The organism is Parabacteroides sp. KHUB-01, from assembly GCF_056640935.1.
In genome coordinates, this window is sequence record NZ_CM153256.1 from 865,897 (window position 1) to 889,989 (window position 24,093).

Sequence of the window (24,093 nt, forward strand, 5' to 3'; positions counted from 1 at the left end):
CACAACCAGATTTTATCACATTCAACAATGATTCAGAACATGGGAAGAAGATTGAAGACTACAAGCAGGCAGATGCTGCTCCTGTGCGGCATCGTGCTGGGAATGGCGAGTATGGCCATGCAGTCATGCAGTGAGGCGGCGAGGGACGACCGTCCCGCCCTCTGCGGCAACTGGGAGAGCGTGGAGGGCAAGCCCGACGTGCTCATCTACAAGGAGGGTAAGGCATACAAGGTGACGGTGTTCAAGCGCAAGGGGCTGGGACGCGAGCTGAAACCGCAGACCTACCTCCTGCAGATGGAGAACGGCAACCTCTTCATGAATACGGGATTCCGCATCGACGTGGCCTACAACGAGGAGACGGACGTGCTGACCTTCTCGCCCAACGGGGACTATGTAAGAGTAAGACAGGAACCGACCAAACAATAGCGAGCAATGAAAGCAAGAATGACAATCCTTATCTGCCTGTGCCTGCTGACGGCGGGCAAGGCGAGCGCACAGTGGACGGTCATCGACCCGTCCAACATTGCGCAAAGCATCGTGAACACCTCCAAGAACGTGGCGCACACATCCACAACGGCGACCCACATGGTCAAAAATTTTCAGGAGACGGTGAAAATCTACGAGCAGGGCAAGAAGTATTACGATGCCCTGAAGTCGGTGAACAATCTCGTCAAGGATGCCCGCAAGGTGCAGCAGACCATCTTGATGGTGGGCGACATCACGGACATCTACGTGAACAGTTTCCAGAAGATGATGCGCGACGAGAACTTCACGGTGGAGGAGCTGTCAGCCATCGCCTTCGGCTACACCAAGCTGCTGGAGGAGACGGGCGACGTGCTGACGGAGCTGAAGAACGTGGTGAACATCACCACGCTCTCCATGACGGACAAGGACCGCATGGACGTGGTGGAGGGCTGCTACCAGAAGATGAAGCGGTACCGCAACCTCGTGAGCTACTACACCAACAAGAACATCAGCGTGAGCTACCTGCGGGCGAAGAAGAAGAACGACCTCGACCGTGTGATGGGGCTCTACGGCAGTGCCAACGAAAGATACTGGTAGCCTATGGACTTCGAGAATCTTCACCAGATACTGCGGTCGCTCTACGACGAGATGATGCCGCTGTGCGAGGACATGGCGGGCGTGGCGAAAGGAATCGCCGGACTGGGCGCACTCTTCTATGTGGCCTACCGGGTATGGCAGTCGCTGGCGCGTGCCGAACCGATAGACGTGTTCCCGATGCTCCGTCCGTTTGCCATAGGGCTGTGCATCATGTTCTTCCCCACGGTGGTACTGGGCACGCTCAGCGGAGTGCTCTCGCCGATTGTGCAGGGCACGGCCAAGATGCTGGAGGCGGAGACGCTGGACATGAACGAGTACCGGGAGCAGAAGGACAAGCTGGAGTACGAGGCGATGAAGCGCAATCCCGAAACGGCCTACCTTGTGAGCAACGAGGAGTTCGACAAGCAGCTGGAGGAACTGGGTTGGTCGCCCGACGACCTTGTCACCATGACGGGGATGTACATCGAGCGGAGCATGTACCAGATGAAGAAGGGCGTGCGCGACTTCTTCCGCGAGTTGCTGGAACTGCTGTTTCAGGCCGCTGCCCTCGTGATAGACACGCTGAGGACGTTCTTCCTCGTGGTGCTGTCAATACTGGGGCCTATAGCCTTCGCCATCTCGGTGTGGGACGGTTTCCAGAGCACGCTGACGCAGTGGATATGCCGCTATGTGCAGGTGTATCTGTGGCTGCCCGCGTCGGACATGTTCAGCACCATACTGGCCAAGATACAGGTACTGATGCTGCAGAGCGACATCGAGCGGATGCAGGCCGACCCCAACTTCTCGCTGGATTCGAGCGACGGGGTGTATATCGTGTTCATGATCATCGGCATCATCGGCTACTTCACTATCCCCACCGTGTCGGGCTGGATTATCCAGGCCGGAGGCATGGGCAACTATGGGCGCAACGTGAACCAGACGGCTGGCAAGGCTGGCGGCTTCGCCGGCAGTGTGGCGGGTGCAACCGCTGGCAATGTGGCCGGACGTGTCGGGAAACTGCTGAGATAAAGAAAAGTATGTGTAACATCAAAACAAGGAGAAAACAAGAAAATGGAATTCAAGTCATTAAAGAACATTGAGACATCGTTCAGGCAGATTCGCCTGTTCAGCATGGTGTTCCTCGCCTTGTGTGCCGTGGTGACGGTGTGGAGCGTGTGGAGTTCCTACCGTTTTGCGGAGAAGCAGCGGGAGAAAATCTATGTGCTGGACAACGGAAAGTCGCTGATGCTGGCACTCTCGCAGGACCTGTCGCAGAACCGTCCGGCGGAGGCGAGGGAACATGTGCGCCGCTTCCACGAATTATTCTTCACGCTCTCGCCAGAAAAGAGTGCGATTGAGCACAACGTGAAGCGGGCACTACTGCTGGCCGACCGTAGTGTGTACAACTACTACTCAGACTTTGCGGAGAAGGGTTACTACAACCGCATCATCGCAGGCAACATCAACCAGGTGCTGAAGGTGGACAGCGTGGTATGCGACTTCAACGGCTATCCCTACCGTGCCACCACCTACGCACGGCAGCAGATTATCCGTCAGAGTAACATTACGGAGCGCAGCCTCGTGACGACGTGCCGCCTGCTGAACGCCTCGCGCTCGGACGACAATCCCAACGGCTTCACCATCGAAGGGTTCACCATCATTGAGAATAAGGATTTACAAACGATTAAAAGATAAAAACAATGACAAGGTATCGTATCAGAAAAACGGCGTGGAGGCTCTTCTGGGGTCTCCGCGACAAAAGAAAGCAGATGACAAAGTCGGCGAAAGACCGGCTGGAGAGTCTGCCACATCGGACGAAGAGACGCATCGTATTGGGAATGCTCGCCGTCTTTGCGGTGCTTACCCTCTACACTTTCGGCAAAGCCGTCTATGACATCGGAAGGGACGAAAGCCGGAAGATGGAGATAGACCATGCTGGGCAGGTGGATCTGTCCATCAAGCCCACAGTTAGTAATCACACAACACCTTATTGTTTATATGGAACAGACGAAGATTGAAGTACAGGACAAGACTCCCGACAAGGAGAAAGGCAAGGAAAAGCCCAAGCAGGAGCGCACACCACTCACGGAGGCGGAACGGCTGAGACGGCAGAAGATGATTGTGCTGCCTGCCATGGTGCTGGTGTTCCTCGGTGCGATGTGGCTGATTTTAGCCCCATCGTCTGACGGAACGAAAGAGCCGGGCATGGACGGCTACAACATGGAGATGCCGGATGCCGACAAGGCGGACAGGCAGATTATCGGTGACAAGGCGAAAGCCTATGAGCAGGGAGCGATGGAGGAACGCAAGGAGAACCGCAACCGCTCGATGATGGAGCTGGGCGATATGTTCGACCGTGAAGTGGCTGGAAACGAATCATCAGCAGATTTCAGCTTGACAGCCAATGACAGTGTGGAAAAGAGCAAGCCCGTAACGCCGCAAAGCATCCGTTCGTCTGCCACCGCCTACCGTGACTTGAACACCACACTTGGCAGTTTTTATGAGCAGCCAAAGGAGGAAAATGCGGACATGGAGGAACTGCTGGAGCGCATTGCCTCGCTGGAATCAGAACTTGAAAGCGAGAAAGGCAAGGCTTCCAATATGGACGACCAAGTGGCACTCATGGAGAAATCATACGAACTGGCGGCAAAGTATATGGGCGGTCAGAATGGAGGACAGCCAAAACAGGAGGCAATGCATGCCACTGTGAGCAAGACCGGGAAGAACACCGTCACTCCTGTGAAACAGGTGACGAAGCAGGTGGTGACCGCTCTCGGACAGCCGATGAGCAACGAGGATTTCATCACCGCCCATACGCAGGAGCGAAACTATGGTTTCAACACCGCTGTGGGCAAGGTCGGGGTATCGGACAAGAACACCATATCGGCGTGTGTCTATGGAGCGCAGAGCGTGACGGACGGGCAGGCGGTGAAGCTGCGCCTGTTGGAGCCGATGGCCGTGGCCGAACGGATTATCCCCCGAAATTCCGTGGTGGTAGGTGCGGCACGTGTGCAGGGCGAACGCCTTGGCATCGAAATCACCTCGATAGAGCATGAGGGGACTATCTTGCCTGTGGAGCTTTCGGTCTATGACACGGACGGGCAGCAGGGTATCTTCATCCCCGGCTCGATGGAGATGGATGCGGTGCGGGAGGTTGCCGCCAACATGGGCGGCTCGCTCGGCAGCAGCATCAACATCTCCACCAATGCGGGGGCACAGTTGGCCTCCGACCTCGGCAAGGAGCTGATACAGGGCACAAGTCAGTATATCGCCAAGAAGATGCGTACCGTGAAGGTGCATCTGAAGGCGGGCTACAAGGTGATGCTGTATCAAGATAGATATTGAAAACAGAATAAATAACAACAATCCATTTTTTATTCACCACTAAAATCCAAAGTAAAATGAGAAAAGCAATCATGATTTTTGCCCTCCTGGTGGGCATCGTAACTGCCAATGCGCAGGAGAACAAGACCGTGAAGGAAAGTAACGGGAGTGACGGACAACCGACCCTGACCAAGGAGGTTTATCCGCAGAAGGAGACGGAGGGCGACCTGTATCACGGGCTGACGAAGAAGCTGACCTTCGACCGCATGATTCCGCCCCACGGGCTGGAGGTGACGTACGACAAGACCGTCCACATCATCTTCCCGGCAGAGGTGCGCTATGTGGATTTGGGTTCGCCCAACCTGATAGCGGGCAAGGCGGACGGTGCGGAGAACGTGATCCGTGTGAAGGCGACCGTGAAGAACTTCAAGAACGAGACGAACATGAGCGTCATCACGGAGGACGGCAGTTTCTATACTTTTAATGTGAAGTATGCCAAGGAGCCGCTGCTGCTCAACGTGGAGATGTGCGACTTCATCCACGACGGCGAGGCGGTGAACCGTCCGAACAATGCGCAGGAGATTTACCTGAAGGAACTGGGCAGCGAGAGTCCGATGCTGGTGCGACTTATCATGAAGTCCATCCACAAGCAGAACAAGCGTGAGGTGAAGCACATCGGCTGCAAGCGTTTCGGCATACAGTACCTACTGAAAGGAATCTATACGCACAACGGACTGCTGTATTTCCACACGGAAATCAAGAACCAGAGCAACGTGCCGTTTGATGTGGACTACGTGACATGGAAGATTGTGGACAAGAAGGTAGCGAAGCGCACCGCCGTGCAGGAGCAGGTTATCCTGCCGCTCCGTGCGCAGAACTACACCACTTGCGTGCCGGGCAAGAAGAGCGAGCGCACCGTGTTCACAATGGCGAAGTTCACCATACCTGATGACAAGTACCTCGTGGTGGAACTGAACGAGAAGAACGGTGGCCGTCACCAATCCTTCGTGATTGAGAACGAGGATTTGGTGCGTGCCAATACCATCAACGAACTTCAAGTGCGCTGACCATGAGAAAGTACATCGTAATAATCATCGCGTCGCTTGCCCTTTTCACGGGGCAGGCGCACGCCCAGCGATGCCTCCCGAAAATGCAGGGCATCGAGGTGAAGGCGAACATGGCGGACGGCTTCAAACTTGGTGGCAACGATGGCGGGTACAGTCTTGGTGCAATTCTCTCCACCTATACCAAGGGTGGCAACAAGTGGGTGTTCGGTGGCGAATACCTGCTGAAGAACCAGCCCTACAAGGAGAAGAAGATACCCGTGGCGCAGTTTACGGCGGAGGGTGGCTACTATCTGAAAGTGCTGTCGGACGCAAGGAAGGTGCTCTTTGTCTATGCTGGGACTTCGGCTCTCGCAGGCTATGAGACGGTGAACTGGGGCGACAAGGTGCTGTACGAGGGGGCGATGCTCCACGATAAAGATTCCTTCATCTATGGCGGTGCGCTGACACTCGATGTGGAGTTTTATGTGGCCGACCGTGTAGCCCTGCTCGCCAACCTTCGGGAACGGTGTCTCTGGGGCAACTCCACAGGACATTTCCATACGCAGTTCGGCGTGGGCGTGAAGTTCATCATTAACTGACGGAGCAGTGAGAGAAGAGACCGAATTTATTCGGGCTATTCCGAATCGTGACGGAAGAAGCCAAAGGCAACTGACGGAGCGCATGGAGATTGACGCATTGAGGCAGATACCGCTGGCGGACTTTCTTGCAAGGCTCGGACACGAGCCGCTGAGGATGCGAGGCAATGAATGGTGGTATGCTGCACCTTACCGCACGGAGCGCACTCCCTCGTTACGTGTGAACGTGGACAAGCAACTCTGGTATGACTTCGGTCTGGGCAAGGGCGGTGACATCTTCACGCTGGCAGGCGAGTTTGTGCGTAGCAGCGACTTCATGGAGCAGGCAAGATTTATCACGGAAGCGGGTATCGTTCCGCTTCCGCAGATAGAATCTCGTCCTCATAAGACCGTGGAAAAGAAGCCTGCCTTTGAGGAGGTGGAGATAAGGCCGTTAAATCATCGGGCATTGCTCTCGTATTTGGAAGAGCGTGGAATTGCTCTGGCGATTGCCAAACAACATTGCAAGGAAATCCATTTCTGGCTCTACGGCAAGCGGTATTTTGCCATCGGTTACGGAAATCGTTGCGGTGGATTTGAGCTGCGCAACCGCTTCTTCAAGGGCTGCATACCGCCAAAGGACTTTTCTTCATTCAGACAGGGAAGCAGTCGCTGCCACCTCTACGAGGGCTTTATGGATTGGCTTTCTGCGCTGACTTTGGGCATTGGAACTACGGAGGACAGCCTTGTGCTGAACTCCGTAGCCAATGTGGACAAGGCAATACCTGCCTTGGAGGATTACCAAGAGATAGTCTGCCACCTCGACCATGACGATGCCGGACGCAGGACGGTGGAAGTCTTGCGCAAGCGTTTTGGGGAGCGTGTGACAGACCATTCCGGACTCTATTCGGGCTACAAGGACTTGAACGAGTACCTTGTGGCCAAACAGAAAATCAGTAACCATCAAAACAAAGAATGACAATGAACATCAAGAATATCAAGAACCTGAGAGTGAAACTTATGAGTATGGCAACCGTCCTGTTCGTGGGGCTGATGGGGTGTTTCCTCGCCTCCTGCGACGACAATCTGGACATCCAGCAGTCCTATCCGTTCACGGTGGAGACGATGCCCGTGCCCAACAAGGTGACGAAGGGGCAGACAGTAGAAATCCGCTGCGAGATGAAGAAGGAGGGCAACTATGACAATGCGCTCTACACCATTCGCTATTTCCAGTTTGAGGGTGAGGGCACGCTGAAGATGGACAACGGCATTACGTTCCTGCCCAACGACCGCTACCTGCTCGAAAACGAAAAGTTCCGCCTATATTACACATCGGGATGCAGTGAGGCGCAAAACTTCATCGTGGTGGTGGAGGACAATTTCGGGAATGCCTACGAGCTGGAGTTTGACTTCAACAACCAGAATGTGAAGGACGAGACGCTGTCCGTAGTCCCCATCGGTAACTTCAAGCCCTTGTCGTGATGATGCGGATATTCATGGCAATCTGCTGTGCGCTCCTGACGGTCTGCCCTCTGCTTGCACAGGGCGACCGCACAGAGGCGGCAAGGATTTATCGCCTGCCACGGTTTGAGCGGGCGGTGCGCTGCATCAAGTTCTTCGAGGGCTGGCATACCGAAAGGCACCATCCGTATGTAGCATATGGCCATCAGTTGCAGCCAGGCGAAAGGTATTCTGCAAGGACTATGACACGCAAGCAGGGCGAGGCGTTGCTGCGGAAGGATTTGCAAAAGTTCTGTGCCATGTTCCGCAAGTTCGGGAAAGATTCTCTTTTGCTTGCCACACTGGCCTACAATGTCGGCCCATATCGGCTTTTGGGAAGCGACAAGATACCCAAAAGCACGCTGATAAGGAAGTTAGAGGCAGGCGACCGCAACATCTATCAGGAGTACATCGCTTTCTGCAACTACAAGGGGAAACGGCACAAGATGCTGCTCAAACGCAGGAAAGCAGAGTTTGCACTGCTGTATATTCCGTAATAGAACTGACAAACTGACAAAAGACGTGTCAAATTCCTATTGGCACGTTTTTTGCACTTCTTTTAAGAAAACCGTTAAAAACTCAACTTATGTCATATTCAAACGTAACAAAAGATTTTCAAGGCTTCGTTGATTCGATTGATATGAATTATCATGAGATATACGAATTTTATCAAGCGTCTGTTGGCAATACAGAATCAATCTTTTTTTTCAGAGTGGAGCCAGCAAATGGTAGCGAAGATACCATGATTGTACATGAGCCGATGAATTATGCTCTAAGATTAACACCAGACGCAGCAAAGATTTTGCCCAGGTGGATTAAAAGCAATCTAATGGAAGGAATGGATGCAGAGTCATTCAATGGAATGAAGTACGCACAAGAACGAGATGAAGAGCGAGAAGCGAAAGGGTTAGATTAGACACGCTCAGTCCATATCCCCAAAAGAAACTCCGATGAAGCCGCAACTTCATCGGAGTTTCCGCTTTCATACATTCGGGATTGTTCCCATGTCGATTACATCACCGTTCCTGCAATGCTCAATGATACCGGGCGAAAATCCCATGTCCCTGATTGCGATATACCGGATATACTCCAAATATTTCTGACCTTGAAAATTCTTTCCCGTGAGGTTTCTGAAAATCATCTTTATGCTTATTCCGTCATTGCTGTGCAAGATGATTTTTTGGAAAATATAAAGTCACTTGACCCACTATTATAAAAATCACCTGACCCACCTTTATAACCGAAACTGACCCACTTAGATTATAATAAAAATTGACCCTATAGAATTACCACATTTCAGTCTTGTTTTTGTACTTTAAAAAGCATTTTAACCCGGTATCATTAACCGAATAAAAATTTTAAAGAATGAAAATAAGAATCAAGCACATACTGCGGTGCTACCAGTCAGGAATGAGTATCCGTAGTATCAGTTCTTCTCTTCTGATTTCACGTAATACAGTAAACGGTATATCCGAATATACGAGGATATGGGTATAGAGCTGGAACGCCTGTTGAAAATGGACGAGCATCATCTGCATGAACTTTTCGGTACGGAGACTGACAACGAATCAACAGGATCTGCAGAGTATAAGTATCTTCAAGAACATATACCTGAGTACATTAAACGACTTAAATCCCGTGGAACAACAAGAAGGTCCTTGTATGAGGAGTATCTGAGAAACCGTCCCCAAGGTTACAGTTATTGTTCATTCTGCCTGTATCTCAGACGTGAAAGGGAGGTAAAAATACCGGTTGGACGCATAGATCATATAGCTGGTGATCAGATGTATGTGGATTTTGCCGGTGACAAACTTTATATTTCAGACAGGAATACGGGTGATAAGGTTCCCGTAGAAGTCTTTGCTGCGATACTTCCATGCAGTCAGATTACTTATTACGAGGCTGTACCATCGCAAAAGAAAGAATATCTTATCCAGGCATGTGAAAATGCTTTCCATTATTTTGGAGGTGTACCAAATGCCATAGTTCCCGACAACCTCAAATCTGCCGTAACAAGGCCCGGTGGAATAGAGCCTGTAATAAATGATGACTTTGCGGCATTTGCAGACCATTATGGTTGTGTTGTCTTTCCGGCAAGAGTGCGCAAACCCAAAGACAAGGCTTTGGTTGAAAATGCTGTAAGACTGCTTTACAGGGAGGTATATTCAAAGATGACAGGATTGAAATTCAATGATATTGAAGCCTTGAACATAGAAATAATGAAACATACTGACGCATTGAACAGCCGAAAGATGTACAACCGCAGCTACAGCCGTAGGGAGCGTTTCCTCGAGGTCGAGAAAGACAGGCTACATATATTGCCGGCAACAAGATTTATATCAAAAAACCGGAAAACGGCAACTGTCATGAAAAACAGTTATGTATCGCTTAACAATCACTATTACAGTGTTCCTAAAGAGTATATAGGCGATGCTGTAGAATTACTGTATGATGGGGACACAGTGAAGATATATCATAAATTCAGACACATAACGACACATCGCAGGGATGATACACCTTTCACTTATTCAGAAAAACCTTCCCATAAACTTCCCGGAGTACTACATGAATACAGAATCAGAATGGATGATATATACCGCAAGGCACGTGAAATAGACCCGGTAGTGGAAGAGTATATAAAGTTGGTGGCTGTTGCCAAAAAATATCCTGTTCAGGCTATACGTTCAGCTGATGGTATATTATGTCTTGTGGAATGTTTCGGACACGACAGAGTGGTTCTTGCATGCCAGATAGCAATGGAATCCTGCATGTTCGGGTTCAACGAACTTGAAAGCCTTCTGGTAAACAGGGAAGATGAAAAGTATCATATACAAATGGAGGGGCTTGCTCCTGAACTTACCCCTAAACACAGAAATCTCAGAGGTAAGGATTATTTTAACTCTAAAAATATGGATAAAAATGACAAGTAATAATAAAACAAACAGAACTGTCGGAAAAAATATGGACAGAATAATGGAGTTACTCTCCAAATTACGTTTTTACGGTATGCTTGAAACATACAGGAATGACTGCAGGACAACATCCTCTGATGGTATGACAAACGATGAGTTCCTGAAATGGCTTCTTGAAAGCGAGTATGATTACAGACGCAATGTAAGCATTGAGCGACTGATAAGATCTGCAAACTTCAGATATAAGGCATATATGGAAAAAATAGACTATACAATAAAACGGAACCTTGACCGGAACCAGCTCGAGAGACTTGCTTCTCTTGATTTTATAAGAGACGGACAGAATATTTTTATCACAGGAAGCTCCGGAACAGGTAAAAGCTATATAGCTTCAGCAATAGGATATGAAGCATGCAAAAATGGAGTCAGAACTTTATACTCCAATGCGTCAAAGCTTATGGGACAGCTTAAAATGGCCAAAAACAAGGGAACTATAGAATCTGAGATGAAAAAAATTGAAAAGTGTTCACTGCTTATTTTAGACGATCTCTTTCTTATAGGACTGGATGCCAGGGAAAGGTCAATACTTATGGAAATAATAGAAGACAGACACGGAATAAAATCAATCATAATAACATCACAACTTCCAGTTGAAAGCTGGTATGATGCAATTGGAGATCCTACTTTAGCTGATGCAATCCTGGACAGAATTGTACATACGGCACACAAAATTGAACTAACGGGAGATTCTGTAAGAAAGATTAATGCTAAAAAGAAGTAGTATCTGCTATAAAGAATTATAATTGAAACTGACCCGGGTTAAAATGCATTTTTCTCTACTTAATTCTAATATTTTTTTGATGGGTCAATTTAGAGTATAATAGTGGGTCAAGTGACTTTATATTTTCCAATTTTTTCGTTCTGTCTGATTGTTTCCATGATTAAAATTTGTTTTTGTGAATACTATCGTAGATTGGCACAAAGGTTTCTTTGCTACTTTCTTTTTCCGCTTGTTCTGCTCATGAAAGAAAGTAGGCGGCTTGCGCCGCCCACATATCAAAAGTGTGTATAGAGTCCCGTCACTTGCGTAAAGACCTCTTCCAACATATCGAAGAAGATGCCTTCGTGCATTTCGATGTCTTTCGCCTTGCTCTCGAAGGTCTTCTTACTGAACGTCTTTCGGTAGAAACGCATATTGTAGAGGTCAGTCCCTGCATCGTAGATGATGTCAAGGCGGTTGGCACTGGTCTTGTTCCTCGCAAGGCTCATGCGCAGTCCGTTCCCCATATCCACATAGTCCCTGCTGCCTGTCATGACGGTAAAACGCTTGCCGCCTATCTGCTCCAATATAGTCCGTGCTATCGTATTCATTGCCTTTTGGTTTTAGGTTTAGGCGGTGCGGACACCGCCTAAACGCAAGTAAATTTCTCAATACTCTAATCTCTCAGTGATGGGTGTGTACTTCTCCAACCACTCTTTCAGACACTCCATGTTGTACTCGCTCGTGATGACTGCCGTGTGGCTGTCAATAGCGGTGAAACGGCTGCTCTCGTAGTTGTCTATCCACCCTTTCAAGGTGGAAACTCCCCATGCTTCGGCATCGTCAAACATTCCGTCCAATGTTGTGATTGGCTCATTGAACTTGACAATCAGTGTTTGATAGGCTTCGCTCATAGTCTCTTCTCCTTCCTTTTCAGCCACTCGTCACGTTTCTGTCGGCACTCGTCCAACGTGGGCTTCACGCAGGAGAATAGTTCTCCGTCCGTGTGGCGGTAGTCGTATTGCACAAGGGTACGCTTGCGTCTGCCGATACCCGATTGAAATCTCTCGTACTTCTCAGTACCTGCGCAGCGGCAGGTACTGAGTCCGTTGATGGTCATTTGTGTCGTCATAATCGCATTGTTTATCTGTTAGAAATGTACTGAAAGCACTCTGTTCTGCATCACCATTTCGGGGTTACTCGTGTAGCGTTGATGCAGGTAGAAATGGTGTGAGCCATAGCCGTAAGCGAAGAACTTGTCAAGTTCGTGCTTCTCGGCAAACGTCTTTACGCTCTGTCTCAGTTCCTCCTCGTTCCTTGCCAACGTGAGAACGTTGACAAGGTTGAGGAGCATTTCGGGAATTTGTCCGTCCCAAAAGAATACCATACTTTCAAATCTTACTTCCATATTGCTTTGCTGTTATTGGATTGTCCGTTACGCTGCCTTCATCCGCTGACGGATAAGGTTGATGTTGTTGTTTACAAGATTGATGATGCGGTCGTGATACTCGGTGTTGGCATTGCACGCTCCTCGGCTCTGAACCACTTGTAGGGTCTTCAGCGACACCTCTATTGTCTCGATGCGCTTGCCGTCAATGGTGGCTGAAAGTATGAGGGAGTCGGCTCGCTTGTAGTAAGTGCCTACGCAGTGGTGCATCGCCTTGCCCTCCAATATCATTTCTTCTACGCTCTCTATTACCTTGACGGAGATGAGTTCATCGGCAAACACAAGTCCGAAGAACATGCCTTTCTCTTTAAGGAACTTCTTCTCGTCCTTGATAGCCTGCTCTCGTTCCTCCGCTGTCCGCTCTCGCTGCAACTGCTCCTGCCTCTTTGCAGCCAACTTGTCGTGGAGGGCTTTGAGGTCGGTCGGGCAGACGTACTTCGGCTGACGGATGTCCTTGCCGAAGTGGCGCAGGAGGTCTATCGTGTCGCACCATAGAGAGCCGTCGGGAATGGTGTAGCCGTTGCGGATGCAGATTTTCACGGATGCCCAATAGTTTTCGATGTTGCAGGAGGAGTTGAGATAGTGACGCAGCATGGGGTGTTGCCCTGCCTTTATCAGCGTTTCCGCACGGCTGTCGGACAAGAGTGCAGGAATAAGTTTCGTGGGTACTATGTCGTGGAAGTCGCCACGGAAGCCGTTCCTGCGCAGCTCGTCCACCGCCTTGTATTCGGGGCAGATGGGCATGTGGGCGATATGCTGGTAGGCAAGGTTGTCGCCACGGATTGCCATGGGGGAGGCAAAGGTGAAGGTGTCTATGTACCTGCCTAACGTGCGCTGTATGGCTACGATGGTGCGCTTGCCCTGCCTGTTCCACCAATAGCCGCCTATTTCAAGGGCGGTGGGAGTAGCCTTGCAGCCTTTCTCCATTTCCACGATGAGGAGGTACATGCGCAGCACTTGATACTCTCCGCAGGTGGTGAGTAGGGTGAAATACTGCTTCTGCTGCAACTTGCGCTCCAAGGTGTTCTTCATCTGCAGGCGTGCCTTGCAGTGGGGGCAGGTGCAGGTGCGTGCTGTGCCGTCTGTCTGCCATGTGTGTCCGCAGTCCATGCAGGTGGTTCGTCCCTTGGGTAGCCGGTAGGCATAGTGGTCCACACATTCACGGAATGCCCATTTCAGTTGTCGCTTGCTGATGGGGCGCAGGTACCTGCTCTCGGCAAGCACCGCTTTCTCAAACTTGTTTCTCGGTCTCATACTTCAAAATCGAATAAGGAGGGTTCAACTTGGGGTTTCTGTGGCTTGGCTGCCCTTGCTCTCTGTCGGTTCTGCATCTTGCGCAGTTCCTCGTCTTGGTATTGGCGGATTGCCTTTTGCCGTGCTTCCGCCTTCTCCTCTGCGGTGAGTTCCACCACATGGTTCACGGCTATCTGACATTGCAGGGGTTTGCCTACCTCTATCTCGTTCTCGTCATAGTAGTGTACGGCTTGTCCGTAAATCTCTCCGTCCGAAAAGCCGTTGCAGCCGCTCTTCTGCACGTAGTTCAGAATGTAGGTGATGCAGTCGTCGATGTTCTTGGCTGGGTTGTGGTAGTTCTTGGCGAAGAGTTCGTCCTCCGCTGCACGCTGCTCCAAGTACATCTGTATCGTTCTCTTGAAATGGTCTGTTCCTTTCATGTCGCTTGCTGTTTTATAGGTTATTGTTCTTGTAAAGTATCTCGCAGTCCTCCACCTCGGTGGGCAGTCCGAAGAGGGGGTAGTGGCTGAAATAGGGGTGCGTGCTGCCGTCCTCGTCCATGAGGGGCGAAACGATTTCCACCTGCCATTGGCTGACCCACTCGTCCACCATTCGGATTTCATCATCTGTCAGTGCCGTTGCATCGCCATTGATGAGGTAGCACAAACTCCATGTGGGTATCTTCTCTGTTGTCCTGTTCATATCGCTGTCAATTTGTTGGGGTTATAACATTTGCTTGATAATCTCTCTGTGGTACTGCGGATTGACCTCGTTGAAAAGGAACTCCACGAAGTCCTGCCGTGCCTCCTTGTTCAGTTCGTGGTATAATTCGCTGAACGTGCTGTGGTTGCCGTTGATGTAGGTTTCCACCATGTACTCGAAGATGTTGTCCACCTCGTAATACCTGCACTGCTGCGCTGCCGTCTTGCTTGTTCTCTTTGCCATTGCCGTAGGGTGTTAAAGGGTGAGTAACCAAAGGAGAAGTCCGAAGAAGGTGATGAGGGAGAGCATGAGCACTATCACGCTTACCACTACTCGGAACACTCCGTTCACAATCTCTCTGATGACGTTCCAAAGGATGCCGATGAGCCAAAGGAACGCCTGCACGATGAGGGTGCATATCGCCACCGCCATATAGTGTGCCGTCTGTCTGATGTCCATTGCTGCTGTCATTGTCTGTTGCCGTTTTGAAGTTCCACGATGTTGTCTATCCTGCCGTAAATCACGTTTCTCAGTGCCGTCTTGTCCGCTGCCTGATACTCGCTCCACTTTCCGTATTGGCACACAAGGTAGGGTCGGAGCACATCGGAGAAGTCGAATTTCCACCCCATAAGGGGTATTGCGGTCGTGAAGTAGGTGTTGAAGTTCACGTTTTGCGTGAGCCAATCCTTCTCCTCTCGGTTCATCTTGCCTCCGTTGTTGAGTTTGTGGCGGAGTCTGTAAACCTTGCTGTCTTGTAGGGTGTCCAGTTCTGGAACTTCCCATTCGACGAATTTTGTTGCCATTGTTGTTGTCATATCTGTTCTGTTTTTAATTTTTATATGCGGATCCAAGAGCTGAGGGAGTTGAGTTTCAAAACTTCTTATCTGCCTCTCGGTTATCCGACATTTTTTTTATGCGTCTTCCTGTCGCATCGGTCGTTTTCGTTTCGGTTGCCCCATCAAGGTAGGGATTCGGAAATGCAAGGTTTTTCGGGAAAAATACTACCCGTAGGGCTGGAGATTTTTCTCGCAAAACAGGAGGCTTGACCTTGCTTTTCCGGCAAATCCCGGAGTTACCTTTGCAGCCGAACGAGAATGACCACCTGATGCGTCATCTGGAAGTCGCAAAAATGGAGGTAAGCGTAACAAGAGGCAGATTGAATGGAACATCTCCAAAATGCGGAACTGCATGAGATAAGAAAACGCCCTCTAACTTGGAGACTCGCTTGAAAGCGTGAACAAGCCGAAGCCCTACAAAAGAAGTATGCCCGTATATGCCTATCCGACTTGTTCGGACAGACACATACGGACATTCTTCTCCGGCTTCGGCGGTGCAGACAATCTTTTGTGGCTTACCCGTGAGCGGCAAGTGGTTGGCTGTACCTATCCCTGTTCCGCTTTCAACAAAAAGAAAAGGCACGGAGGGAACAGCATGAAAGCGTGAAAAGCCGAAGCCCCACAAAAGAAGTGTGTCCGTATATGCCTATCCGACTTGCTCGGACAGACACATACGGACATTCTTCTCAGGCTTCGGCTGTACGGACAACCTTTTGTGGCTCACTCGTGAGTGGCAAGTGGTTGGCTGTACCTATCCCAGTTCCGCTTTCAACAAGAAACAAAAGGCGCAAGTGGTAAAGGCGGTTGTGCCGTAAGAAAGAGAATCCGCACATCCATCGTCAAACCCTCGGTTTGATGCGGATATGCGGACTTTCTTTCTGCCATGCCGCCAGTGCCGATGGCCGACCCTTACCATGTAAGGGTGTATATACTCACTGAAAAGTGGGCCGGTCTCTCATTCAAAAATGGGCCACCCGAGAGAGCGTACAAAGTTAATAAAATAATGAGAAGATGTCATTGCTCAGATTTGGTTTTTAATCATTTGCTGAGTCTGTTTGAGCCGGTATGAGGTACCGGTCATGTTGATGATTCTGGCTTTGTGTGTGAGTCTGTCCACAAGGGCGTTGACCAGGACCTTGTCAGGTATGATCTCGTTCCATCTGCTGAAAGCGAGATTGGTTGTGATGATTGTAGAACGGGTTTCGGCTCTGAGCGACAGGTGGTTGAAGAGCAGTTCGGCACCTTCCTTGTCGCATGAGACATACCCGAACTCGTCGCAGATGACAAGGTCGTATTTCTCAAAGCGGTTCTGCAGCTGGGTGAGTTTGTGCTGGCTTCTGGCTTCTCTGACCATGGTGAGCAGCCTCGGTACGGAGGTGAACAGCACGGAGTTCCCGCGCTGGCATGCGGCGATGCCCAGTGCGGTGGCCAGGTGTGTCTTGCCTGTGCCTGGATTGCCATATAGCACGAGGTTACGGCCGTTTTTGACGAAGTCGAGTGTCTCAAGTTCGGGCAGCGCGGCCCTGGCCTCGGTCGGGAGTTCTTCGCGGACGAGGTCGTGGAGATATTTCAGCTGTGGGAATGTGGCGGCGCGTATTCGCCGTCGCTGCGCCGCCACAGTGCGGCTTTCGAGCTCGGCATCAAGCAGCCGGGCCAGTACGGCGGCGTGGGAGAGGTTGTCGGCAGCTGCGTCCCTGAGGGTGTCGGCAAGAGATTCGCACATGGCGAACATCGAGAGTTTCCGGCAGGTGGCGGTGATGCGCTCGATGTCGGACAGCGGATGATTGTCAGTCATTGTCATATTGCTGTGATTGTGTGGGTTGGAGTTATGTTAAGAAGTGTATCGGTGGTGAACACGGCCTCGGATGCGCGTTGCTCTATTTGCCGGCATTGTCCGGGGATGAGATCCTGCGCCATTGTCGTGGCTGCGGCGTTGTCGGCGGAGTGGGCGTTGTCGGCGGAGTGCAGCTCGGCTTTGATCTGGTCGGCGCTCAGGACGTTGAGTCCGCGGTGTGCAAGCCGGCCCGAGGCATCGGTTATATCGCGGAAGCAGTATCCGTGCTCCCGGGCATATAGCAGCAGTTCAAGGAACTCCCTGGGACAGTGCGTGAAATGGCGCTCGAAAAGCTGCCGGATAAGGTGAGGCACCTGCTGCAGGGCGACAGAGCCTGCAAGCGCCCCGGGCTTGCGTAGCAGTGTCGTGAGGTAGTGCTCGAGTTTGAGCGACCAGTTGCCCTGCCCGTTAAGCCGCTCATGGACGGCAAGCTTCTCCCGGTTGAGTACCATAGCAAGCCTGTCGGAATAGAGCTTTACGGTGACCTTGCATCCCACCAGGCGGTCGGGAACGGAGTAGCGGTTGCCTTTGACGCATACCGTCGACCATTTGTCGACGGCATATTCCATGGCCTCGAAGCATCCGATGTCTCCGGGCCAGGGGCGCATCGCGCCAAGGTCGGCGCTGATCTTCAGCTGTTTCTCGGAGGCGCTGCCGAAAGAGACCTCGGCGTCCATCTGCCGGCATACCGCATCGAGATGGGCCTGAGCCTCGGCCAGAGACGCATAATGACATGACAGCGAAAAGGCCTTGCGGCGAACGTATTCCACAGACCGCTCCACATGTCCCTTCTCCCACCCGGCACGTGCGTTGCAGAAGCGGAAGTTGAACACATAGTGGGCCGACAGACGGCTCAGAGCCTCGGTCGGAGTCTTCTCGTTGGCACCCACGAACTCCTTGACAGCCACACGCATATTGTCATAGACCATAGTGCGTGGAACACCCTGTATCTGACGGAAGAAATTGCGGTGCGACTCCATGAAGGCCAGCGTGTCCTGGCGCGAGAACAGCCATGCCCGGCGCAGATTGCCATGACAGGTGGTGAACACGGCCAGGTACAGTTTACGGAACACGCCTCCTATGGTAATCTTGACCTCGCCCCAATCGAACTCACACTCCTCTCCCGGAGCATAGGCCTGCCGCACATAGGCCTTTGTGTCACCCGGCCGTCCCGCTTTTTCTTTGTTTGTGACATAACGGCAGACGGTCTGGTAGCTTATCTGAACTCCCTGACCCGACAGAATCTGCCAGATGTCGATCTTTTTAAGCTGTTGCTTGCGCATCCCCTGACGACGCCGTTGGGCGTTAAGCTCCAGATACCTGTCTATCTCAGCCGCGATGGACCGGGACAGCTTGCGGGGCTTGCGGCCCCGGCTGTTGTAGGCCGGCTGAAGCGTCAGCAGGTTGTCCAGAGCCTCGTTGTCCGATGTCTCCTGCGTGGCCTCGTACTGGGCCAGCACCTTGTCGACGGTTGTGCGGGATATGCCGAGCTTGCGGGCAATCCCTCGGCGGCTGTAGTCGCCGCTCCGATAAAGATGTACGATTGTTTGTATGTCTACCACGGTTAACATTTTTGTGTCGGTATATTTTTCTCATAATATAAGAAAAACACCGGCGGTTAAGCTCCCCGTGGTGGCCCATTTTTGAATGAGAGCCCTGGCCCACTTTTCAGTGAGTATTTACACCATGTAAGGGTGAATCATCAGCACGGTTTCACTTGCGACAAGAGGAACTACAAAAAAGAATAAGCGGCAAGACCCCGTAAAAGTACCTCTCTCGCATAGCCATGAAAGGGTTGTCCGCTTGCCGATTGTCTAAACGAGAGTTTAGGCTTCAAAAGCGGACATTCCTTTCGGATATGCCATAGTAGGAAAGAGGTTGTCTGAACTCGTTTCAGCCAACGCCTTTCCTACATGAAAACTCACTTTTACGGAAGAACAGTAACGAACAGGTCAAGAAATCACGCTCAAAACACAGAAAAATGAGCAATTCCTTGGAGTACCCGAATAAAAAGTGTACCTTTGCATACAGAGTTGTGAGGCGAAGTAAATCACAGAATATCAGTGCACTTGCACTTTCGCTAAATCGTTACCATAAATCCGCAACTCCTTCATTCTAATCTGATACTCAATCAGATATAAGTTTTTTGATTATCCTCTGCAAATATACTAAATAATAATTATATGGAATAATTGGAGAAATATTTTTCATAATCACAGCCGGAATAGGACAAAAGAAAAGAGGCCGTTTTAAAGCCTCTTCCCATATCTGGCGAACAATCCCGCCCACCGCATAATAAAAACGCCTGTGTGCGCCCCATTTGTACCTCATTTAGCCCGATATTAAACCTATGTAAACCTTGTGTAAAGTCAGGTATTAAAACATCGTTCAAAACAGCCCGCCGATGTAAGCCCAGTGTAAAGCCTGTGTTACTTCTCGTTTTTCACATCCATTCTTGCCTTTACTCCGTAACTCGTTGATATTCTTATTATATCCTTGTTTTTCTTCTTTCCCTTGCTTTACACATTTCGTTTATCCCCCCTTAAATCCTTGAATATTGCCTCGTCATATTTTGCCGGAGTGATTTCCGAACGGGTATAGAAATCATCTCTGTAATAGTTCATTCCCCAGGCAAGATAAAACCATACGTAGGCAAAGAGCAGATAGCGGAAAATGAAACCAAAAGTCTTTGATGCCGAACGGCGAACATTTAAAATGAGATATATCAGCAGGAATATAATACTTCCATATATAAAAACATCACTCAACGAAAACGGGAAGACTGACGACAGAAACGAGAGAATATCAGAAAATCCGGGATATAAATTAAGCGCATACCACTCTCCTGCTCCGGGAATCAGCATCAATGCCCAAACAAAGAGCAATAGTAGAATCTCTAAAATCAGGAATTTTCTGGTGTAAGGTTTCATCTACTTAGTTTGATTTATATACAGAAAAATGCGGAAAGTAATATATTTTCTTCAAAACTAAGTCTTAGTTTTTACAAATTAAGGTTCAGTTTTTACAAACTAAGACTGAGTTTATAAAAACTAAAGCTTAGTTTTGAGAATAAATGCTTTATTTGTAAAGTATTTATAGAACATTGACAAGAAAACAAGTTAACCAGAGTTTCTCCCCTTGTCAACTTGTTCCCTTGTCAACTCGTATCTTATTTACGAATTTGTATTTCCCAAAACCTTATTCTTGGCGATAGTTGCCTGGAATTCTTTCAAATAGAACGGTTCGAAATATGCAACATCTTCAAATTTCTTTTCTGAATAAGCCTTTTCAGCAAGAGTTGCCATTTCTGAAGCCAAAGGATGAATTTCATCAAGGAAAAAGGCGTTTGAATCTGTAATTACCGACTTACACTTTGAAGCTCCGTTACCGAAGAAACAAACTTTTCCAGCTGACAAGAAAGATGAATATGTATCTCCGTCAACAATATCCGCCTGAACTTTACGGACTTCCTTGCCTGTATTGTCATACAAAGAAGAATATACTTCCATTCTGCGGGCATCAATCATTGCGCAATACAAGCAATCTTCATTATTATTTCGGTTAATCGCTGTATGAGCCATAATATCAAGTGAATGAATGGCAATCAACGGAATGCCGTATCCGAAGCAAAGACCTTTTGCCACTGAAACTCCGATTCTCAATCCGGTGTATGAACCCGGACCACTGCTGACTGCAACAGCATCGAGTTTCAATCCTTTTTCTTTCATCACTTTTATGCAGTCCTCAACATATACTCCTGTTAGCGAAGCGTGTGACGGTCCGTCGTATGATACTTTTTCACAAACAACTTTTCCATCCAGAATCAAAGCTGCAGAGCAAACATTTGTAGATGTTTCTATAGTTAATATACAAGCCATTACAATAAGTATTAAGTTTTTGAGTTCGTAAGTTATTGAGTTAATTTTCGCTGGTTGCTCAGCTTAAGGAAGTTGACAAGGTCACAGAGACAAGTTGACAAGGAGGGAAAAACTCTTGTCAACTCGTTTTCTTATCAACTCGTTAACCCCAAAATTGAGTCCGGCGAATATTCCTCCAACACTGGAGCGACGCAAAGATACTTATTCTTTACTTGATTCACTAAGCAGCTATTTTAATTTTCCTCAAAATATTATTCCTCATCAACAATCACAACTCTGCTGTTTGGCAAATCCGGAATATAGATTTTACCGTTTGCTACTGTTATATCAGCTGGGCCAATCAAAGGTTCCTGCAAGTTGATTTTCAATGGAACAAGAGATTTGTCAGAAAGATTCAGACGGCTAATCTGAGCCGGAGTCCAGTTTGTCAGATAAATGCTTTTTCTGTCTTTCGACAATGCGATGCCGTCGTATTGACCGGAAACTTCAATGAATTTTTCCGGACTCGGATTGCTCAGATTTTTTATTCTATAAACTACGTTTACATCTTTTGTAACGCCATCTGCCGGATAAGAAGCTACATACATTTCGCCATCAATCATCAGCAAACCGTTAGGACCTGCCACAGTTGCCCATTCCTGAGGTTTTCCGGGAGCAGCAGGATTGCTTATGTCGATACGGAAAATCTTGTCAGTATTAGTAACTGATGCATAAAGGTAATTCTTATCGGCAACAAGGTCGTTAACGAAAAGGTTTCCTTCAGGGAATTGGATTGTCACCGGCTGGGCGCCTTTTTTGCCAATATTATAGACAACAACCTTATTTACATCACATATATAAAGATAGCCATCTCGCAAAAACATTCCTTTTGGAGCAGAAAGATTTCCATCTGCCGGAACAACAACTTCACTCTTTCCGTCTTTCACAAACAATATGTATCCTTTACCTTCAGTGTTCAAAGGATTAAGAGCTTCCGTTCCGAAGTTTGCTACAAGAATTCCATTATTATATGGATATGTGCTCTCACAAAAACGGATTCCTTCTTTTTCTATTTCTACTGACTGAGAGAAAGCTGTTGCTGATAATAATGCCAGGGATAGAGTTAAAATCTTTTTCATATTCTATATTATTTACCGTTATATCAAGTTTATCTTACTACTAATCGGAATCATCCGATTTCTTTTACAAAAATAAATTGAATTAAAAATTTGCTCTATATTTGCAATAAGCATATTTCCGATGACATCTATCGATAAAATCAATTACAGAGAATGGAGTTAAGACAGTTAAGATACTTTCAGAAGGCTTGCGAACTGAAGAATTTTTCGGAAGCAGCACGTGCTTTATATATTTCGCAAAGCACATTATCCCAACAAATCAAACAATTGGAGGATGAGCTAGGAATACTTCTGTTCGACAGAATCGGCAAACGTATAGTTCCTACTGAAGCCGGAAATGCTTTTCTGCCTTATGTAAACAAAGCTATTGCTGATGCGGAAAGCGGAAAGCAAATTATTCGTGACATTAAAGGACTGGAATCCGGAGAGTTGAATATTGGCTCAACTTTCAGCCTTAATGCTTTGCTGCTTTATGCTTTGGATATTTTCACAGAGAAGTATCCTAAAATAAAGGTAAACATTACGTTTGCTACTTCGGAGGAATTGCTAGACAAGCTGGAGGACAACAAACTGGATTTTGTTCTGTCGTTCAAACCTCAAGGAATTAGCGATGAATCTTTTGAAACCGTACATTTGTTTACATCCAGACTGTGTGCAGTTGTACATAAATCGCATCCTTTAGCCGGAGTGTCTTCAATCAGCCTGAAAAGACTTTCGGAAATTCCTCTGATTTTACCGGAAAAAGGGTTTGCTACAAGAAAAAGAATTGACCAGCTCTGCCACAACAATGGTAATATATGCCTGAAAGCTAATATTGAGATCAATGATGTACACACTATTCTTCATGCTCTGAGAAAAGGGAAATGGGCAACAATACTGACTAAAGCTGCAACCAGAGGAGAAGCGGATTTAGTTCAGATTCCTATTTTATGCGCTGAGAATCTGTCATCAAAAGGTTTCCTTTTCTGGCCAAAAGATAGATATAGAAAGAAATCTGCAATTTCATTTTCTGAAATACTTATAAAAGCGACTGATAACAAGCAACTGTAACATATACAGATACGGGAGGAAGGAAACGTACGGGCATAAAAAAACGGCCTAATCCTCTCGGATCTGTCCGTTCAAAAACTATTAAAACATAACCTTAAAAACTATTGTTTCATAATATTTGCCCCTAAGGGCTTAGAAACATAAATAACCTAAAAACAAATACAGTAAATTAAACACCTAACAATCTTTTCACCAAAAAACATATCCTTCGGTTATGTTTTACAACACAAAAGTAGTAATTAATTATGAAACTGCAATAGGAAATAATCTTTTTCTTTATCTTTAACTCAATTTTTACAGCTGTTAAAACTAACAATTCCGTTTTAACTCTACTTAGACAACTGAATAACAAAAACTTATAAGTAATATGTCACTAAAGCGTTTTGGTGTATCATTAGAAGAAGATTTATTGGAAGCTCTTGACAAATATGTTCAGGAGAATGCTTTTGCGAATCGCTCTCAGGCTATTCGTTTTTTGATAGAAAAAAATACGGCTGAAACAAAATGGCAGTGCAATCATGTGGTTGCGGGAACCATAATTATAATGTATGACCAGGTAAAGAAAGACATTACATCACGCATATCAGCAATACAGCAGGAATATCAGCAAGTTATTCTATCGTCTTCACAATATTATATAAATAAGAATTTCTGTCTGCACATTACAACAGTTATGGGAGAAGCATTCCGTCTGACGGAACTTGCTGACCATCTGATAGGAATAAAAGGTATAAAGCACGGAAAACTGGTGATGAGCAGGGCTGATTAATTAATAAAATCCCATAAATTCGTGCTACCTTTTTAAATCTTCGTGTTACTTTTTCAGCAATTAGTGCT

The 24,093-nt window shown here is 48.1% G+C and carries 35 protein-coding genes; 19 read left to right on the top strand and 16 right to left on the bottom strand.

Annotation, left to right across the window (positions count from 1 at the left end; all coding sequences use genetic code 11):
* Nucleotides 1-72 precede the first annotated feature (72 nt).
* The 12 genes from ACYIAR_RS03960 (at nucleotide 73) to ACYIAR_RS04015 (ending at nucleotide 8,402) form a co-directional block, all read left to right on the top strand.
* Nucleotides 73-426 carry a DUF3876 domain-containing protein gene (locus tag ACYIAR_RS03960; protein WP_250884452.1) on the top strand — a complete coding sequence of 118 codons (354 nt, stop codon included), beginning with the start codon at nucleotides 73-75 and terminating at the stop codon, nucleotides 424-426.
* A gap of 6 nt (nucleotides 427-432) precedes the next feature.
* Entirely contained in the window at nucleotides 433-1,062 is a 630-nt protein-coding gene (locus tag ACYIAR_RS03965) for a DUF4141 domain-containing protein (protein ID WP_021825033.1), read from the top strand.
* A gap of 3 nt (nucleotides 1,063-1,065) precedes the next feature.
* Entirely contained in the window at nucleotides 1,066-2,070 is a 1,005-nt protein-coding gene (gene traJ, locus ACYIAR_RS03970; RefSeq protein ID WP_480332254.1) for a conjugative transposon protein TraJ, read from the top strand.
* A gap of 42 nt (nucleotides 2,071-2,112) precedes the next feature.
* A complete protein-coding gene (gene traK / locus ACYIAR_RS03975; protein WP_021824925.1) occupies nucleotides 2,113-2,736 on the top strand; it encodes a conjugative transposon protein TraK in 624 nt (207 codons plus the stop codon).
* 5 nt (nucleotides 2,737-2,741) lie between these two features.
* The gene (locus tag ACYIAR_RS03980) at nucleotides 2,742-3,059 is read left to right on the top strand and encodes a TraL conjugative transposon family protein (protein ID WP_480332255.1); all 318 of its coding nucleotides are present in this window, start codon (nucleotides 2,742-2,744) and stop codon (nucleotides 3,057-3,059) included.
* Nucleotides 3,040-4,386 (top strand): conjugative transposon protein TraM, encoded by a 1,347-nt coding sequence (gene traM / locus ACYIAR_RS03985; RefSeq protein WP_480332256.1) that lies wholly within the window; start codon nucleotides 3,040-3,042, stop codon nucleotides 4,384-4,386. Before ACYIAR_RS03980 ends, traM begins: the two co-directional genes overlap by 20 nt.
* Nucleotides 4,387-4,442: 56 nt before the next feature.
* Nucleotides 4,443-5,432: a conjugative transposon protein TraN gene (gene traN, locus ACYIAR_RS03990; protein WP_480332257.1), complete on the top strand. Its 990-nt coding sequence runs from the start codon at nucleotides 4,443-4,445 to the stop codon at nucleotides 5,430-5,432.
* A gap of 2 nt (nucleotides 5,433-5,434) precedes the next feature.
* A complete protein-coding gene (locus tag ACYIAR_RS03995) occupies nucleotides 5,435-6,010 on the top strand; it encodes a conjugal transfer protein TraO (RefSeq protein ID WP_413548621.1) in 576 nt (191 codons plus the stop codon).
* An 82-nt stretch (nucleotides 6,011-6,092) separates the two neighbouring features.
* Nucleotides 6,093-6,965 carry a toprim domain-containing protein gene (locus ACYIAR_RS04000; RefSeq protein WP_413548632.1) on the top strand — a complete coding sequence of 291 codons (873 nt, stop codon included), beginning with the start codon at nucleotides 6,093-6,095 and terminating at the stop codon, nucleotides 6,963-6,965.
* Nucleotides 6,966-6,967: 2 nt separating this feature from the next.
* Nucleotides 6,968-7,468, top strand: a complete 501-nt coding sequence (locus ACYIAR_RS04005) for a DUF3872 domain-containing protein (RefSeq protein WP_021909740.1) — start codon at nucleotides 6,968-6,970, stop codon at nucleotides 7,466-7,468.
* Nucleotides 7,468-7,983, top strand: coding sequence for a glycoside hydrolase family protein (locus tag ACYIAR_RS04010; protein ID WP_021909739.1), 516 nt, complete (start codon nucleotides 7,468-7,470; stop codon nucleotides 7,981-7,983). The genes ACYIAR_RS04005 and ACYIAR_RS04010 overlap by 1 nt, the downstream gene beginning before the upstream one ends.
* An 89-nt stretch (nucleotides 7,984-8,072) precedes the next feature.
* Entirely contained in the window at nucleotides 8,073-8,402 is a 330-nt protein-coding gene (locus ACYIAR_RS04015; RefSeq protein ID WP_480332258.1) for a hypothetical protein, read from the top strand.
* A gap of 66 nt (nucleotides 8,403-8,468) precedes the next feature.
* Here ACYIAR_RS04015 and ACYIAR_RS04020 read toward each other — a convergent pair whose 3' ends face one another.
* A complete protein-coding gene (locus tag ACYIAR_RS04020; RefSeq protein WP_480333548.1) occupies nucleotides 8,469-8,675 on the bottom strand; it encodes a DUF7688 family protein in 207 nt (68 codons plus the stop codon).
* Nucleotides 8,676-8,851: 176 nt separating this feature from the next.
* Here ACYIAR_RS04020 and ACYIAR_RS04025 point away from each other — a divergent pair, with 176 nt between their 5' ends.
* Genes ACYIAR_RS04025 through istB (ACYIAR_RS04035) form a run of 3 tightly spaced genes read left to right on the top strand, consistent with a single transcriptional unit; the run spans nucleotide 8,852 to nucleotide 11,179 of the window.
* The gene (locus ACYIAR_RS04025) at nucleotides 8,852-8,983 is read left to right on the top strand and encodes a hypothetical protein (RefSeq protein ID WP_480331704.1); all 132 of its coding nucleotides are present in this window, start codon (nucleotides 8,852-8,854) and stop codon (nucleotides 8,981-8,983) included.
* On the top strand, nucleotides 8,974-10,416 hold the full coding sequence (istA, locus tag ACYIAR_RS04030) for an IS21 family transposase (RefSeq protein WP_480331766.1): 1,443 nt from the start codon (nucleotides 8,974-8,976) through the stop codon (nucleotides 10,414-10,416). Before ACYIAR_RS04025 ends, istA (ACYIAR_RS04030) begins: the two co-directional genes overlap by 10 nt.
* A complete protein-coding gene (gene istB / locus ACYIAR_RS04035; protein ID WP_480331376.1) occupies nucleotides 10,406-11,179 on the top strand; it encodes an IS21-like element helper ATPase IstB in 774 nt (257 codons plus the stop codon). The genes istA (ACYIAR_RS04030) and istB (ACYIAR_RS04035) overlap by 11 nt, the downstream gene beginning before the upstream one ends.
* 275 nt (nucleotides 11,180-11,454) lie before the next feature.
* Here istB (ACYIAR_RS04035) and ACYIAR_RS04040 read toward each other — a convergent pair whose 3' ends face one another.
* The 10 genes from ACYIAR_RS04040 to ACYIAR_RS04085 are packed head-to-tail and all read right to left on the bottom strand — an operon-like array spanning nucleotide 11,455 to nucleotide 15,355.
* Nucleotides 11,455-11,769 (bottom strand): hypothetical protein, encoded by a 315-nt coding sequence (locus ACYIAR_RS04040; RefSeq protein WP_021909736.1) that lies wholly within the window; start codon nucleotides 11,767-11,769, stop codon nucleotides 11,455-11,457.
* Nucleotides 11,770-11,826: 57 nt separating this feature from the next.
* Entirely contained in the window at nucleotides 11,827-12,072 is a 246-nt protein-coding gene (locus tag ACYIAR_RS04045) for a DUF6956 domain-containing protein (RefSeq protein ID WP_021909735.1), read from the bottom strand.
* The gene (locus ACYIAR_RS04050; protein ID WP_021909734.1) at nucleotides 12,069-12,290 is read right to left on the bottom strand and encodes a DUF3873 domain-containing protein; all 222 of its coding nucleotides are present in this window, start codon (nucleotides 12,288-12,290) and stop codon (nucleotides 12,069-12,071) included. The genes ACYIAR_RS04045 and ACYIAR_RS04050 overlap by 4 nt, the downstream gene beginning before the upstream one ends.
* An 18-nt stretch (nucleotides 12,291-12,308) precedes the next feature.
* Nucleotides 12,309-12,566: a hypothetical protein gene (locus ACYIAR_RS04055; RefSeq protein ID WP_021909733.1), complete on the bottom strand. Its 258-nt coding sequence runs from the start codon at nucleotides 12,564-12,566 to the stop codon at nucleotides 12,309-12,311.
* A gap of 27 nt (nucleotides 12,567-12,593) precedes the next feature.
* The gene (locus ACYIAR_RS04060; RefSeq protein ID WP_480332259.1) at nucleotides 12,594-13,859 is read right to left on the bottom strand and encodes a PcfJ domain-containing protein; all 1,266 of its coding nucleotides are present in this window, start codon (nucleotides 13,857-13,859) and stop codon (nucleotides 12,594-12,596) included.
* On the bottom strand, nucleotides 13,856-14,278 hold the full coding sequence (locus ACYIAR_RS04065; RefSeq protein WP_480332260.1) for a PcfK-like family protein: 423 nt from the start codon (nucleotides 14,276-14,278) through the stop codon (nucleotides 13,856-13,858). The genes ACYIAR_RS04060 and ACYIAR_RS04065 overlap by 4 nt, the downstream gene beginning before the upstream one ends.
* Nucleotides 14,279-14,291: 13 nt before the next feature.
* On the bottom strand, nucleotides 14,292-14,540 hold the full coding sequence (locus ACYIAR_RS04070) for a DUF6926 domain-containing protein (protein WP_480332261.1): 249 nt from the start codon (nucleotides 14,538-14,540) through the stop codon (nucleotides 14,292-14,294).
* A gap of 21 nt (nucleotides 14,541-14,561) precedes the next feature.
* Nucleotides 14,562-14,783 (bottom strand): hypothetical protein, encoded by a 222-nt coding sequence (locus ACYIAR_RS04075; protein WP_117795430.1) that lies wholly within the window; start codon nucleotides 14,781-14,783, stop codon nucleotides 14,562-14,564.
* Nucleotides 14,784-14,795: 12 nt separating this feature from the next.
* Nucleotides 14,796-15,011, bottom strand: a complete 216-nt coding sequence (locus tag ACYIAR_RS04080; protein ID WP_480332262.1) for a hypothetical protein — start codon at nucleotides 15,009-15,011, stop codon at nucleotides 14,796-14,798.
* Entirely contained in the window at nucleotides 15,008-15,355 is a 348-nt protein-coding gene (locus tag ACYIAR_RS04085) for a molybdenum ABC transporter ATP-binding protein (protein WP_474057051.1), read from the bottom strand. The genes ACYIAR_RS04080 and ACYIAR_RS04085 overlap by 4 nt, the downstream gene beginning before the upstream one ends.
* A gap of 233 nt (nucleotides 15,356-15,588) precedes the next feature.
* Between ACYIAR_RS04085 and ACYIAR_RS04090 the strand changes: the two genes are divergently transcribed.
* Nucleotides 15,589-15,732: a hypothetical protein gene (locus ACYIAR_RS04090; protein ID WP_480332263.1), complete on the top strand. Its 144-nt coding sequence runs from the start codon at nucleotides 15,589-15,591 to the stop codon at nucleotides 15,730-15,732.
* Between the two features lie 81 nt (nucleotides 15,733-15,813).
* Nucleotides 15,814-15,975: a hypothetical protein gene (locus ACYIAR_RS04095; RefSeq protein WP_480332264.1), complete on the top strand. Its 162-nt coding sequence runs from the start codon at nucleotides 15,814-15,816 to the stop codon at nucleotides 15,973-15,975.
* A gap of 422 nt (nucleotides 15,976-16,397) precedes the next feature.
* Here the strand turns inward: ACYIAR_RS04095 and istB (ACYIAR_RS04100) are convergent, their stop codons facing one another.
* From istB (ACYIAR_RS04100) to ACYIAR_RS04120, 5 genes are all read right to left on the bottom strand, one after another.
* A complete protein-coding gene (gene istB / locus ACYIAR_RS04100) occupies nucleotides 16,398-17,177 on the bottom strand; it encodes an IS21-like element helper ATPase IstB (protein ID WP_480332265.1) in 780 nt (259 codons plus the stop codon).
* Complete coding sequence (gene istA / locus ACYIAR_RS04105; RefSeq protein ID WP_480332266.1) at nucleotides 17,174-18,772, bottom strand: IS21 family transposase; 1,599 nt, start codon at nucleotides 18,770-18,772, stop codon at nucleotides 17,174-17,176. Before istA (ACYIAR_RS04105) ends, istB (ACYIAR_RS04100) begins: the two co-directional genes overlap by 4 nt.
* Before the next feature lie 957 nt (nucleotides 18,773-19,729).
* A complete protein-coding gene (locus tag ACYIAR_RS04110) occupies nucleotides 19,730-20,140 on the bottom strand; it encodes a DUF3810 family protein (protein ID WP_480332267.1) in 411 nt (136 codons plus the stop codon).
* 243 nt (nucleotides 20,141-20,383) lie between these two features.
* Nucleotides 20,384-21,088: a tRNA (adenosine(37)-N6)-threonylcarbamoyltransferase complex dimerization subunit type 1 TsaB gene (gene tsaB, locus ACYIAR_RS04115; RefSeq protein ID WP_480332268.1), complete on the bottom strand. Its 705-nt coding sequence runs from the start codon at nucleotides 21,086-21,088 to the stop codon at nucleotides 20,384-20,386.
* A gap of 251 nt (nucleotides 21,089-21,339) precedes the next feature.
* Nucleotides 21,340-22,206 (bottom strand): hypothetical protein, encoded by an 867-nt coding sequence (locus ACYIAR_RS04120; protein WP_480332269.1) that lies wholly within the window; start codon nucleotides 22,204-22,206, stop codon nucleotides 21,340-21,342.
* A gap of 153 nt (nucleotides 22,207-22,359) precedes the next feature.
* Between ACYIAR_RS04120 and ACYIAR_RS04125 the strand changes: the two genes are divergently transcribed.
* Both ACYIAR_RS04125 and nikR read left to right on the top strand, forming a co-directional pair.
* On the top strand, nucleotides 22,360-23,256 hold the full coding sequence (locus ACYIAR_RS04125) for a LysR substrate-binding domain-containing protein (protein WP_480332270.1): 897 nt from the start codon (nucleotides 22,360-22,362) through the stop codon (nucleotides 23,254-23,256).
* A 367-nt stretch (nucleotides 23,257-23,623) separates the two neighbouring features.
* Nucleotides 23,624-24,025 carry a nickel-responsive transcriptional regulator NikR gene (gene nikR, locus ACYIAR_RS04130; protein ID WP_480332271.1) on the top strand — a complete coding sequence of 134 codons (402 nt, stop codon included), beginning with the start codon at nucleotides 23,624-23,626 and terminating at the stop codon, nucleotides 24,023-24,025.
* Nucleotides 24,026-24,093 lie beyond the last annotated feature (68 nt).